This window comes from Actinomyces qiguomingii (assembly GCF_004102025.1).
Classification (GTDB): domain Bacteria; phylum Actinomycetota; class Actinomycetes; order Actinomycetales; family Actinomycetaceae; genus Actinomyces; species Actinomyces qiguomingii.
Map to the genome: position 1 here is coordinate 389142 of NZ_CP025228.1, position 12657 is coordinate 401798.

A 12657-nucleotide genomic window follows, 5' to 3' on the forward strand; every position below is an offset into this window, starting at 1 on the left:
CCTCAGACGGCATCTGCCACGATTACCGTATGCGCATCGAATCGCTCGGCTCGCTTACCGAGGCGGCGCTTGCCACAGCCGCTGACGGGGCCGCCTACGGGCGCGGCCCGGGCCTGGTGGACGCGGTCGGCGAACTTCGAATCGCTGACGGCGCCCGGGCGGCGGCGCCCGCACGACTTCACAACACCACCCGCCTGCGCAAGCAGCTGGAGAGGAACATTGACGACTCCAGCGGCGTGGCAGTCGATGTCTGCCAGCGTGCCGTGAGGCTCTACGCCCGCGCCTGCTGCGCGAGCCCGCCCGCGCCGGGCAAGCTTGGGCGCTAGCTGGCTAAGTTCCGCCTGGAATCCTCCGGGTGGCCCTCGCTCACCCTGGCGGAGTTCCTGCCGGTGCTGGGGAACGATGGCCTGAACGTCTGCCGGCGTGCGGCGGCCAAGGCGGAGGCGGCAGCCGAGACCGAGGGGAGGAGCCCGGACTTTGAGCTGAAGCAGATGCTGCTGGAGCTAGCCGATCACGACGGCGACGTCGACCGCGCCGTCCAGCTGCTGAGCCTGGGCGAGCACGCCGAGTACGGGGCGATCGTCGAGCGGCTGCTTGCTGCGGGTCGCCGTCGGGAGGCAATGGCCTACCTGGACCGGGCGGTCGACGAGGGGTGCGTGTCCATGAGCAACCTGGACTACTGACGCAGGCGAGGTGGCGGGTACTGGATTGATCTGCTGCGTGCGGCCGAGCTGTACCGCGAGGGAGGGCGCGACGAGGACGAGCTGGACATGGTTCGCGCCCTGTTCCGTCGTGCGCCCGCGCCGGAGATGCTCGACGTACTCACCACGGTCGGTGGCTGGACGGGCCGGGAGGATGCGGAGCGGGATGAGGTGCTGGCCGCGGCTGCCGACGGCGTGGCAGGGGCGGGGCGACGGAGTCTAATGATGCGGCTTCGGAGGGAAGCCGCGTGGCGGGCTGCCGCGCGTGGCTCGTCGATCGGCGCGAGCGGTTCCGGCGTCGCCCACCGTCCGCTAGGAGCCCGACCGGGTCGGGCTGTGAAGGCGGTCCGGCGATCGGAGTGCTTCCCGCATCGCCTCGACGGTAACTCTTCATTACTTTTAAGTAGTCTCACGCCCGGCGTTAGAGCGAGTAAGAGTGGCTCCGGCCGGCGTCGCAGAACACCGCGACGACGCCGAAAGCGAGATGGGGCAGGAGCTCTTGGGCTCTTAATTGCTCTTCCAGTTTGGAGTTGTGTTGGCGGGGGCTGGTGTGCGGCCGGTGCCGGGGCGCCCGGCGCGGGCCGTTGGGTTGTGAGGCGGGGGTGGCGGTCATTGGTGCCCGGGGCCGTCTACTACGCCGGTTAGGGCTTTAGTACGCCGGTTAGGTGTCTGTTGAAGGGCTCCGGAGCCTTCAGCACAGGTCTAACAGGCGTAGTAAACACCGAAGGGGCGTACCCAACACACTCTGCTGCCCCGCAGCCTCAGCACCGGCAGACCGTGGCGTCGCGGAGACCCGCACCGTCAATCGCCACACCCCCAAGCCGGAAGAACCTGGTTGGCCAGAGGGTCCGGTCAACACCGTCGTGCACCTGTTCTACGGCGTCGGTGGGGATCCCGTGCGGGTTGAGTCTTTCCGAACCGGATCGAGATTACCAGTCCGGGCAGGTTCCCGGGTCTGGTGAATCCCGCTGATCCGGCCTCGATCAGCCGGGATCCCCGGGCCACCCGGAGGGCGGTCAATAGCGGGTCGGGCCGCATATAAGGCAGCATGAGGCCCTCCGACGCCCTCCGGGCGCGCCTGTCCTGCTGGCGTCCCTGAGAGTCCAATACCTGAGAGGAAGAACGTGCCACACATCGTTGCGCAAGACGGAACCCGCCTCTACTACGAGGATCGGTCGGCCAAGGAATCGGGCGCGGCGGAGGAGACGCTCCTGGTGATCCACGGCCTGGGCTCCTCTCACTACGACCTGGCGGAGTTCATCGACGACCTGAATCAGGACTACCGGGTGGTCTTCTACGACCAGCGCGGGCACGCCGATTCCGACCGCGCCCGCATGCACCTGAACGTGCGCACCCTCGGGCAGGACCTGAACGACGTCGTCGAGCAGCTCGGCTTGGACGGCGTCACGGCCGTCGGCCACTCCATGGGGGCGGCGGCCATCTTCAGCTATGTGGGCCAGTATGGAACCGGGCGCCTGCGGCGCATCGTCGCGGCGGACATGTCGCCGTACCTGCGCAACGACGGCTGGAAGGGCGGCATCGGCAGAGGCGAGTGGACCGATGAGGACTTCCACCGCGATCTGGACCGCCTGTTCGACGACGGCGGCTACGGTTCGTGGTACATAGCCAAGACGCTCATGAACCCGAAGCTGCAGAACCTGCCGGCCGACCAGGAGGAAGAGGCCATTGAGGCGATGCGTGAGTCGGTTGACCCGCTGGCCTTCGCCGCTCTGTGGTACTCGCTGTTCCGCACCGACCAGCGCCCGGTGATGGACCGGATCGACGTGCCCTTCCTGTACCTGATGCCCGAGATCCCGCTGTACTCGACGGTGAACACCGATTACATACGCGCCCACGTCACCGGCGGCTTCACCCTGGCCGACGACTTCCCCGACACCACGCACCTGATCCTGTCGGAGGCGCCTCACGAGGCGGCGGCCCGCGTGCGGGCCTTCGTGGTGGGCGACTAGCGGCGCGCGTGAATGCGGCTTCGCGGGGAACTCGCGCGTTGTGAGGCGCCGCGGAGAGCGAAGGCCCGAGGAGCCGCGGTAGGGCGCGCCCCAGCCGGGCGTCTTGGAACGTCGCGCGCAGGTGGTCGCGCCGACGTTACTTGGTCGAGACGGATCGGTAGACCTTCGCCTTGCCGGGACTACGCCGCGGTGGTGATAGTGATACGACCGCCCAGGGCGCGGACCACCCGGGCGACCGTTTGGAAGGACGGATTGCCAGTGTCGGATAGGGATTTGTACAGGGACTCGCGTCCGACGCCGACCTGCTCCGCTATCCCGCTCATACCCTTGGCGCGGGCGATATCGCCGAGGGCTGCTTGAAGCAGCTTGGGATCGTCCTGCGCTGCGGCCTCGTTCAGGTAGGCGATGATCGCGTCGTCATCGTCCAGGTAGTCGGCCGCGTCCCGGCGTATGAGGCTCATGTCCAGTCTCCTGTTCTCCTGAGGTCCTCGAGTATCGTGCGTGCCTTGCTGATGTCGGCGCGTTGGCTTCCTTTGCTGCCCCCGAGGAGCAGATCGTATCCTCTGGGATACGGTATGTCATGTCGTCGCCTCCTTTCGAATCGCATCGCGGCCACAGTAGGCCTCGCCTCTGACATAAATTAGGTCGGAATCGCTGTTGCGCTCGTGCTGAGTCGCCCGAAGGGAGATCCGTCGGCGTGGCTCCGAGGAGCTGGAGATCTGGCTGGGGAACTATCGGCGAGCACGGTAGCGCCGCCCCGGTGCCTGGTACTCATTCGGCCCCGCGCACGCCTTCCAGCAGGGGACTGGCCTGGCCGGACCAGGAGATGGCCAGTTGGTCGCGGGCGCGCGTGGCGGCCACGTACAGCAGTGAGCGCTCGCGCAGCAGCGCATCATCGTGATCGGCCTCGGAGTACTCCTGCTCCCGCAGGGACCGGGGGATCGCCTCCACGGACACGTCGAAGAGCAGCACCTTGCGGAACTCCAGGCCCTTGGCGCGGTGCATGGTCATAACCACCGGCCGGCCCCGGCCGACCGCCTCACGCTCCACGGGGCGTACCTCCACACCCCGGTGCGCCAGTCCGGTGACGACGTTGTCCCGCTGGTAGCGGTCGCGCACCAGGATGGCGATGGACTCCGGGGCGCCCGCCCCCGAGTAGCGGTCCTCCTCGAGCCACAGGTTCAGCAGTGCCGCGGCATCATCGAGTTCGGCGGCATGATCCTTGGCGTGTAGCAGCAGCGGGTCGGGCCCGGAGCGCGGGGACACATAGTGGTGCTGCTCCGCCTGGCCCTCCAGGTCTTCGAACGTGCCGCGTTCCAGGATCTCGAAGGCCAGATCCAGGTTCTGCCGGGTGGTGCGGTAGTTGCGCGTCAGCCGTCGCGACCTGCCCCGCACCTGGATGCCGTAGTGGCTGAGCGTGATCTTCTTGCCGTAGATCCGCTGGTGTGAGTCCTCCGCCAGGAACAGGTCATCGGGCCCGGGCTCGACCAGCGCGCGCAGCAGCTGCAGGTGGGCCGGCGTGAGGTCCTGCGCCTCATCCACCAGCACATGGTGGTACGGCCGGGGCACTCCGCGCTCCGCCTGCGCGTCCAGCCAGGCGGCGGCCAGCGCCAACAGCTCGGCGAAGGAGGCGACGCCGAGTTCGGCACTGCGGTCCCGATACTTCTCGATCACGCTCCACACGGCCGCGCGCTTGCGCCGGTCCAGCGCCACGCCTCGGCCCGGCCGCCGGATGCGCAAGTACTGCTGGAGCGTGGTCACTCGCTGCGGCAGCACTACCAGTTCGTACTCCGATTCCAAGAAGTCCTTGGAGCGCAGGTTCTCCGGCAGGTCATCGCCAATGAGGGTCAGGGCGTCATCCCAAAGGTTCTTCCGGGTCACGGCCAGCACGTTCGTGCGCCGCCTGCCGAGCACCTGCGCGGCGGTGTCGGCGATGGCCGCACCGGCCCGCTGGAGGATCGCCCGGGCCACCTTGTCCAGTCCGCTGACCATCAGGCCGGGCTGTCCCACCTGCTCGGTGAAGTTGAGCGACGGCTCGAGCTCCGCGACCTGCCGACGCAGGTCGTCGGCCAGGTTGCGCGTGTAGGTGGTCAGCAGGATGTGCGGCTCCTGCCCGGCTGCGGCGTCACGCCTGGCCAACTCGACGGTACGGTGCACGGCGACGACGGTCTTACCCGTCCCGGCACCGCCGGAGATACGCATCGGTCCGTTCGGGCGACTGTCCACCAGTGCTCGCTGTTGCGGGTGGAGGAAGACCTGCCACTGGGCGAAGGTGAGTCCGTCGATGGCACGGCGCAGGTCCTCATCGTTCTCGATCCAGGTGAAGGAGGAGCGGGCGGCGCGCGTGCGCAGTCCCTCGATGAGCTCCGAGTCGGAGGAGTCGGCGGCCACCTGCTCCGGGCGGCGCAACTGGAAGTCGTCGCGGACGTCATCGATTGTGGAGCCCGTGGCCAGGGCGAGCAGCGCCTCCCCCTGCCAGGGCACCTCCGCGGTGGTGGCCAGGTCCAGCAGCTGGGATTCGCGGCTGGCTGCCAGCGCGGCGGCGGCGAGGGCGACGTCGATGCCGAGCTCGTCGCGCAGCACCTCAATGCTCAGGCCCTGCGGCCAGGTGGGGGCAGCATCGCGGCTGGCGACGACGACGGCGTCCTCCAGGACCGTCGCCGCGGCATCGGGGGCAGGCGCAGTGGCGGCCCCCGTTCCTGCGGCGGCCCCGGCTCCCGCCACCTGACCGCCCTGCACCGCCCCCGGGGCCGGGTGCGCAGGCGATCCCGACGCCGCGGCGGAAGCGGCGTCCTGACGCGCCTGGGCGTTGGCGGCCTGGAGGCGGGCGGCCTCGCGCGCGATCTCCGCGGCCTCACGCTGGGCGGCATCCAGCTTGGCCTGCGCCTCCCGCCGGGCCTGCTCGACGGCGTCGGCCCCCTGTGCGATGGCGTCCTGAATCCGGGTCACCTCGGTGGTGCCGTTGGCGGGGTTGATGCGGACGGTGACGGATTCGGCAATCTTGATCGCATCGTCGTGTGGCCAGATGCCGTGGAAGACGTAGACGGGCTCGGCATCCGCGTTCAGCTCAAACAGCACCGCCCGGTAGAAGCGGGTCACCCGGGCCGTACGCACGCGCCGGTCCCGAGCATTCCGGATGGGCTCCACATGCAGACCGGCGCTGGTGGCGCCGTCGGCGAGCTTGTTCAGGAACGGGCCGATCTTGGCCTGCAGTGACGGATCCTTGGCGGTCGCATCCTTGACCTTGCTGCTCGGCCAGACGATTGCGGGCATATCAGTGTTCCTTCAGGAGTGCGGAGACTTCTGCGGCGGTGGAGGCGGGATCATCCCCGGCGACGACGGACCGCCAACCGGCCGCCTGCAATATTGCCACGTCGCCTTCGAGCGGCTGGTAGACGACGGCGACCCGCTGCTCCTTCCACGACAGCTCGGTCATAACGCCGTCGGCGACCTCCTGCCCTTCGCCGTCGCGGGCAATGCCGGCCCGGGCAAGGTGGGGCAACAGGGCTAGGACTTCATCAGCCATGAGCGTGGGGTCAACGGCGTCCCAGCCGAGTTCATGCATGGTTTCGACGGGGACCCCGCTGCCGCTGACGGCGGCCTCGGCGGCGGCCCGCTCCTGCAACTCGGTCAGGGCCAGGGAGGTGGTGGTGATGGTGACGGGCGCCTGCGCCAGGGCGAGCACGTTGCTGAGTCGCAACCAGGTGCGCCAGGACTCGGCGTGAACCGGAGAGGCCAGGGCCTCCTCGGAGTCGTCGAGCACGAGCGCCATGCCGGTGGTGGCGGTGCCGGTGAGCTGTATTGCCAGAGACAGGTGATCGGCCACGAATACCGAGCAGGAGGTCTGGGCGGAGGCAGTGGTCGGTTCGGGGAGCCTGTCGCCGGGGCGCAGCGCCCGCAGCGCCTCCCAGAGGGGGTCATTGTCAGGACTGGTGGCGGGCGCATACCGCATGGCGGCGCCCCCGGCCAGGGGCAGGTGACGGGTGGCGCCGAGGATGAGCGGGCTCCAGACGGAGTCGGCCAGGGCGCTGAGGGCCGTGCCGGTGGGGCCTTGGCCGTCGGCGTCGTCCAGCAGCATGGTCACCAGCAGCTCCATGGGGCCGCCGCGCCAGGCGGTCAGGGCCTGCTCCGTGACGGCGCCCGCACGGGTGGGGCGCGGCATCCCGGTGCGCAACTGGGTGACGGCGGGATCGTCGAGCCAGGTGGGCTCCCATGCGTCCGTCAGGTCCTCAAAGCCCAGGGAGATGACCCGGTAGCCGTGTGCGCGCAGACGGGCCCGCTTGGCGGCGTCGTCGGCGAGCCGGTTATGGGACAGGCTGGCGTGGTAGCCGCGGCCGTCGGTGTAGACGGCGATGGGGGAGCGCCCCAACGGCCGCTGGCAGGTGAAGTCGGGGCGGGTGCCGTGAGCGTCGAGCTGCGGCCGAATGCGCCAACGACCACCGTCCAGGTCGAGCGCGGGCGCGCCGGAGGGGCTGGCCACGGTGGTCACATTCACGGTCTTGCTCAGTCGCCGCGCCAGCACGGTGCGGAAGCTAGCCTCCAGGGGACTCTCGCCGACGCCGGCGTGCACGGCCTCATCGGTCACCGCCCAGGTGGGTACGTGCGGGTCGAGGTCGGTGAACAGCTCCTCCTCATCCATGGCCAGCAGTTGCCGCAGCGCGTGCAGTGCGGCAGCGCGGGTCACCCCGGCGGATGTCGCGTGGGGCTGCAGGCAGCGGTGGCACATGGCGGCGTCCTCACCGCGGCACGGGCATTCCTCCAGGTGCCGGCCGGTGGTGACGATCAGCTCCCACAGTCGTTCGGGGCCGTCGAAGTCCGTCAGGTAGCCGGTGCCGGTGGTGACGATGGTCGGCTCGGGGCGGTGACTGCCCTTGGTGGTCAGGCGCCAATATGCGTCTTCCTGGTGCCGGTAGGGGCGAGCCCGGGGTCCCAGTCGAGGGCGTCGGAGCGGGCGCTCGCGGGCAGGTACGGCAGGCGCAGCCGCACGTAGGGGCCGACGAAGATGCCCTGCTCGGGGTCCTGGAGGAAGTCGGCGAGGGTCCGCCGCGGCTCCGCGTCCGTGAGTGCGAAGTTGGTGGAGAGGTAGTCGACGATGGAGCGGCGGATGCGTTCGGCCTGGAGGCTGGGCAGGAGGAGGGACATGGGTCAGCCTTGTGGGCCGTAGGGGCGGGGGAGGCGGCTGGGCCCGGCGTTGGGGGTGAGACGGTGTGCCCCGGGCGGGGTGGTAGAACGCGACGGCGTACCCGGCGGGAGATGCGGCTCACAGGGGCGAGGGTACCGCAGGGGCGGGTATGAGGCGTCGGCATGGGCGGAGGCTGGTGTTGATGAGCAACATGTACATTTTGAGCGTTATTGCACATACTGAGCATCATGACCGAAATCAGTGTATCCGCCGCGCGCAGCAGGCTCGCTGACGTCATTGACGACGCCCGCGTGCACCATGCGCCCGTCTTCCTCACCCGCCGGGGCCGTCGCGTTGCGGCGGTCATCGATGCGGAGGACCTTGAGCGCCTGACCGAGGCCGCGGAGGACCTTGAGGACATCAAGGCGGCCGAAGCGGCTCGTGCGGAGGTTGCCGAGCACGGCACCATTCCCTGGGATGAGGTCAAGGCGGACCTCGGGCTGGCATGACGTACCGGATCGAGTTCAGCCCCGCAGCCGCGCGCCAGCTGCGCAAGCTGGACGGCCGAGCTCGGCTCCGGGTTCAGGCGGTGGTTGAGCTGCTGGCGCAGGAGCCTCGTCCCTCTGGGGCCAAGAAGCTGGTCGGAGGGCGGGGCGAGTGGCGCGTGCGCAGCGGCGACTACCGCATTGTCTACGAGGTCCACGATGGTGTGCTGCTGGTGCTGGTGCTCGCCGTTGAGCTCGAGCGGCTCGGCAAGCGTTGAGCGTGGCGGGCGCCGGGATCGTCTACTACGCCGGTTCGGTGTTTGCTGAAGGGCTCTGGACCCTTCAGCAGAGGTCTAACTGGCGTAGTAGACGCCGAAGAGGCGTACCCAACGGCGAATCGGCGTAGTAGACCGCGCGGTCGCGGGGACAAGGAACCGACGCCCACGTCGCCAACCACCACACCCGCCATCACGACGAGCCCCTAACCGCGTGGATCGAGTCAGCGGGCGTGCTTGTTGTTGACCAGGACTTCTCGACACCACGCATAGACGGCATGTCCCAGTGGGCCGGCGACCACGCCATCATCCTTGTCAACTCCCGGATGCCGACTGACCGGCGTCGTCTGACTCTGGCTCATGAGCTCGGCCATCTTGTAATGCACTCCCAGCACCAGGACGAAGACGTCGAGACACAGGCGAGTGCCTTTGCCGCCGAGTTCTTGATGCCCGAGCACGTCATACGCCCCCAGTTGCGTGCGCTCACCCTCGGTAGGCTTCTCGACCTCAAGCAGGAGTGGGGTGTGTCCATGCAGGCTCTTATGGAGCGGGCGCACGCCCTCGGCGCCGTCAGTGCACAGGAGCGTCAGGACTTCTATAAGCGGCTCTCGCGTCGCGGGTGGCGCAAGCAGGAGCCCGGCAGCGACACGTTGCCGCCAGAGACGCCCCGCCTGGCAGCGAGCGTCGGGAAGGCCCTTGCGGATGCCGGGCTCACCGACGCGGAAATCCGTGAACTCGTCGGTGTAGCGCCTGGCAGGCCCTCGCCCTTCATCCCCGAGGCGCGCGGCCTGCACCTGGTCGCATGACCGGTTGGCTTGTCAGCCCCGGTAGACTGGCTTGCCAACCGATGGGCTGGTGTCTGCCGCCGGGCTCTTCGGTCGACGTTGTTACTCTCACGGGTGAGGCCAGGCCTCGCGCTGGCGTGCCATGGTCGCGTGTATGGGGTTTCCGGGGGAGGGACTGAGTCATGAGGACTGTTGAGGAGATGCTTGATGAGCTAGAGAATGCCAATGGTGGTGAGGGGCCGGATCCTGTAGCGACGGTCGACGATCCTGCTCTCGCGCGAGTCGCGGTGGCGCATATGCGTGCGCGTGCCGCTGAGCACACGCTCGATGATGCCGTTATGGCGGCGCGTGAGGCCGGCCGGTCGTGGCAGGCGATCGGCGATGTGCTCGGCATGACCCGGTAGGAAGCGAACAAGCGCTTCCATGCGGCCTAAGGGGTCAGGTGTACCGCGTGATGGTGCGTGGTGTGAGGTTACTTACGGCTGCTACCCTCTCAAACCGGAAGAGCCATATATGCCTGCCCCTCCAACCGGGAGAGTCATCGGCCTTCTGCAGTGAGGCGCCATCTTTGAGCCTTTGCGGCGCGTGCGAAGTCCGGGGCGCCGCAAAGGGCAAGATGGTCGAGCAGGGCTCCGATGGTGAGTTGCGGCCTGTGCGAGGACCGCGCCTGTCGCCACAGTGCGGACATGACAGTGGAGGGAGCCAGGTCGAGTTGGTGCAAGAGGAAGACATCGGGGGTCTGAACCTCGATGTGACATGGTTTGAGGGTAGCTGGCGGGTAGTCCTTGATGTTATTGGTGACGATGACGTCGGCGCGGCCCATGATGGCGGCGGCCACGACATGGCGGTCATCCGGATCAGGGAGGCTGATGGCGGTTTCCAGTGCTTTCCAGCCGGTCACTGAGGCATCACTGAAGGCGGTGTCCATGGCTGCGGCTCGGCGTCGGATGGCGTCAGCGGGCAGTTGAGGATGAACTTCTTCAATCGCATGGACCGTCTCGGCGATGATTCGAGCGCTCCACAAGGGACGGTAGAGACCGTCCTCAGCGAGTCGCAGGAGGGTGTCGGCCAGCGTTACCGGGACAAGCACACAGGCGTCCAACATCGCCGAGAAAAGGGCCATGGCGGCGCGTCGCCTGTCAGCTCTTGCGGGCGCGTCGCAGGGCGGCTGTGTAGTCCGCTGCGGTGTCGTCGTACAGGCCGCTCTCCACCGCTTCGCGGGTCATGGCGTCCAAGGTGTCGCTGTGTTCCTGGGCTGACTGGCGCTGGTACTCGACGACGTCGGCGAGTCGGACCCGGCGGTGCCTGCTGCCTGTGGGGCGCTCGAAGGGGAGGCGGCCGGACTCCAGGAGATTGACGAGGGTGGGGCGGCTGATGCCGAGGAAGTCCGCGGCCTCCTGGGTTGTCAACATCTGGTCGACGGGCGCGACGGTAATCGCGCGGCCCTGCGACATAGCGTGGACGACGTCGCTGAGGATCCGGTAGACCTCCATTGGGAGACCGACGGTCTGACCATCAGGCCCGACAAGCACGGCCGGCTCTCTCACCTGGTCCAGGAAGCGGGACAGGTCGAGCATCGGCTCGAGGTCCTCAGGAGGCAGGGTCGTCGAGTGCGTCATTGTGGTCGTGGCGCTCATGGCACCACCTTAGCCGACGAATCGAAAAAACCGAAAGCCGGTAGGGCGTGCACTCGCCGACAGTCAGGAAGAGGACGCTCACGGCTGACTATCTCGCTCTCGGCCTGGGCAGCTGGGATGCAGACCGGGAGGGCAAGACTCTATCGTTCAAGCGGGATCTGTCCTCGCCGATAGGCTTTAGCTCACTGAGCCTTTCTCATCAGGGGAGGTTGTTGTTCAGGTTGAGGATGACTAGCGCGGTGGCGGTGATTTTGGTGATGGCCGATGGGTGGAGGGTGACTCGCTTGAGGGCCTTGAAGCTCTTGAGCAGGGCGTTGGCTGTTTCGGCGGGGGCTCGCAGGTGGGCTTGGACCTGGTTGTAGGAGCGTGTCCCGGTGTCGGGTTTGGAGCCCTTGATGGGCACCTTGATGCCGATGCCGGCACCTACGTAGCCTTTGTCCGCCAGCGTCACTGTGCCCTGGGCGGCTACCGGGTATAGGGCTGGCAGCATGTGGGTACGGGCGGCCTTGATGTCGTGGACCGAGCCGGGCTCGACCGGCGAGGTCCACACCGGATAGCCGGTTGAGTCGGTAAGCACTTGGATGTTCCCGCGTGAGGCGCCTTGTGCTTGCCCGAGTACCACAGGTGGTAGCCGGTGTCGGGGTCACGCTCGGCGACCCGGTCGGTGCGGATCAAGGTTCCGACCCCAGGCACACGAACGGCTTGCCGTTGTCCTTGAGCCGGCGTAGCACCTCGGGTAGGTCCGGCGCCTTTGAGGACACTATGCCCAGGGCCTCGCGGCTGGTACCGGTAAGCGGTGGCAGGGGACACGCCTGCGTCGCGGGCGATGCCGGCCACATCTGTGGCGTGGATCAGCCAGCGCAGCAGCATGACAGCCTGTACCCAGCTGGTGGCGGCCCGCTGCCAGGGACGCACATCATGACGACGGCGGTGGGCGGCGATCCACCGGGACACAGTCCGGGCAGTGGAAACTGGGACGCCCGTGAGTGGCACGATAGGACACCCGCGCGGGGCCTCTTTTCGGGCTTGGTTTTTTGGTCGAAACACATGCTGCCGGAAGGCTCCGCGTGCACCCACCAACGACACACCCACCTTCCCGCACCACCCCAACGATCCCAACCCCCCGCCCTCAACCCCGGTGAGAAAGACTCAGTGCCTGGCACGGCTGCGCCGACGAAGTACAGGGTGTCCGTGTATGACTAATCGAGGTAAGCGATCTGCATAATCCGAGTATGTCACCGCGGCTGTGACAAGTCCGGCCCGACATGACATTAAAGCGTCTACCAGGTACCCGGCCCCTACAGTTTCGGTCTTCCGCGGAAGACGTCGGCTGGCGAACTTGAACGTGTTCACTCACCCGGCCCCGCGTACCCCTTCCAGCAGGGGACTGGCCTGGCCGGACCAGGAGATGGCCAGTTGGTCGCGGGCGCGCGTGGCGGCCACGTACAGCAGTGAGCGCTCGCGCACCAGGATGGCGATGGACTGCGGGGCGCCCGCCCCCGAGGCGCGGTCCTCCTCGAGCCACAGGTTCAGCAGTGCCGCGGCATCATTGAGTTCGGCGGCGCCGCTCCTGCCCGGCGCGGCGTCGCGCCCGCCCAGCTCGAAGGTTTTGCGTACGGCGACGACGGTCTCGGCGCCGAGGCCGCCGTCCCGCGGCGTGGCGAGGAGGATCGGCTCTACGA

Annotated in this window: 13 protein-coding genes and 2 pseudogenes; 7 read left to right on the forward strand and 8 right to left on the reverse strand. The window is 67.9% G+C overall.

What is annotated here, in order from left to right; all coding sequences use genetic code 11:
• Positions 1-29: 29 nt before the first annotated feature.
• From CWT10_RS01625 to CWT10_RS01635, 3 genes are all read left to right on the forward strand, one after another.
• Complete coding sequence (locus CWT10_RS01625; protein WP_128683226.1) at positions 30-326, forward strand: hypothetical protein; 297 nt, start codon at positions 30-32, stop codon at positions 324-326.
• Between the two features lie 63 nt (positions 327-389).
• Positions 390-683 carry a DUF6880 family protein gene (locus CWT10_RS01630; protein WP_103063759.1) on the forward strand — a complete coding sequence of 98 codons (294 nt, stop codon included), beginning with the start codon at positions 390-392 and terminating at the stop codon, positions 681-683.
• Between the two features lie 1142 nt (positions 684-1825).
• Positions 1826-2671, forward strand: a complete 846-nt coding sequence (locus CWT10_RS01635; RefSeq protein ID WP_158247680.1) for an alpha/beta fold hydrolase — start codon at positions 1826-1828, stop codon at positions 2669-2671.
• A 179-nt stretch (positions 2672-2850) separates the two neighbouring features.
• Here the strand turns inward: CWT10_RS01635 and CWT10_RS01640 are convergent, their stop codons facing one another.
• The 4 genes from CWT10_RS01640 to CWT10_RS01655 form a co-directional block, all read right to left on the reverse strand.
• Positions 2851-3132 (reverse strand): addiction module antidote protein, encoded by a 282-nt coding sequence (locus CWT10_RS01640; protein ID WP_103063757.1) that lies wholly within the window; start codon positions 3130-3132, stop codon positions 2851-2853.
• Between the two features lie 310 nt (positions 3133-3442).
• Complete coding sequence (locus CWT10_RS01645; protein ID WP_103063756.1) at positions 3443-5944, reverse strand: UvrD-helicase domain-containing protein; 2502 nt, start codon at positions 5942-5944, stop codon at positions 3443-3445.
• Between the two features lies 1 nt (position 5945).
• Positions 5946-7397: a hypothetical protein gene (locus CWT10_RS01650; protein WP_103063755.1), complete on the reverse strand. Its 1452-nt coding sequence runs from the start codon at positions 7395-7397 to the stop codon at positions 5946-5948.
• Between the two features lie 152 nt (positions 7398-7549).
• Positions 7550-7813: a hypothetical protein gene (locus CWT10_RS01655; protein WP_103063754.1), complete on the reverse strand. Its 264-nt coding sequence runs from the start codon at positions 7811-7813 to the stop codon at positions 7550-7552.
• Positions 7814-8041: 228 nt separating this feature from the next.
• On the opposite strand from CWT10_RS01655, the gene CWT10_RS01660 reads away from it, so the two are divergent.
• The 4 genes from CWT10_RS01660 (at position 8042) to CWT10_RS01675 (ending at position 9742) form a co-directional block, all read left to right on the forward strand.
• Entirely contained in the window at positions 8042-8302 is a 261-nt protein-coding gene (locus CWT10_RS01660) for a type II toxin-antitoxin system Phd/YefM family antitoxin (RefSeq protein WP_174721926.1), read from the forward strand.
• Complete coding sequence (locus tag CWT10_RS01665; protein ID WP_103063753.1) at positions 8299-8556, forward strand: type II toxin-antitoxin system RelE family toxin; 258 nt, start codon at positions 8299-8301, stop codon at positions 8554-8556. Before CWT10_RS01660 ends, CWT10_RS01665 begins: the two co-directional genes overlap by 4 nt.
• 230 nt (positions 8557-8786) lie before the next feature.
• Positions 8787-9359: an ImmA/IrrE family metallo-endopeptidase gene (locus tag CWT10_RS01670; protein WP_158247679.1), complete on the forward strand. Its 573-nt coding sequence runs from the start codon at positions 8787-8789 to the stop codon at positions 9357-9359.
• Positions 9360-9520: 161 nt separating this feature from the next.
• Positions 9521-9742: a hypothetical protein gene (locus CWT10_RS01675; protein ID WP_103063751.1), complete on the forward strand. Its 222-nt coding sequence runs from the start codon at positions 9521-9523 to the stop codon at positions 9740-9742.
• A 134-nt stretch (positions 9743-9876) separates the two neighbouring features.
• On the opposite strand, the gene CWT10_RS01680 is transcribed toward CWT10_RS01675, so the two are convergent.
• The 4 genes and pseudogenes from CWT10_RS01680 to CWT10_RS17850 form a co-directional block, all read right to left on the reverse strand.
• A complete protein-coding gene (locus CWT10_RS01680) occupies positions 9877-10461 on the reverse strand; it encodes a PIN domain-containing protein (RefSeq protein WP_103063750.1) in 585 nt (194 codons plus the stop codon).
• Positions 10462-10477: 16 nt separating this feature from the next.
• Complete coding sequence (locus tag CWT10_RS01685) at positions 10478-10975, reverse strand: helix-turn-helix domain-containing protein (protein ID WP_103063749.1); 498 nt, start codon at positions 10973-10975, stop codon at positions 10478-10480.
• A gap of 199 nt (positions 10976-11174) precedes the next feature.
• Positions 11175-11978: pseudogene (locus CWT10_RS01690) on the reverse strand (transposase family protein).
• 350 nt (positions 11979-12328) lie between these two features.
• A pseudogene (locus CWT10_RS17850) lies at positions 12329-12538 on the reverse strand (hypothetical protein); the annotation flags it as partial.
• Positions 12539-12657: the final 119 nt, after the last annotated feature.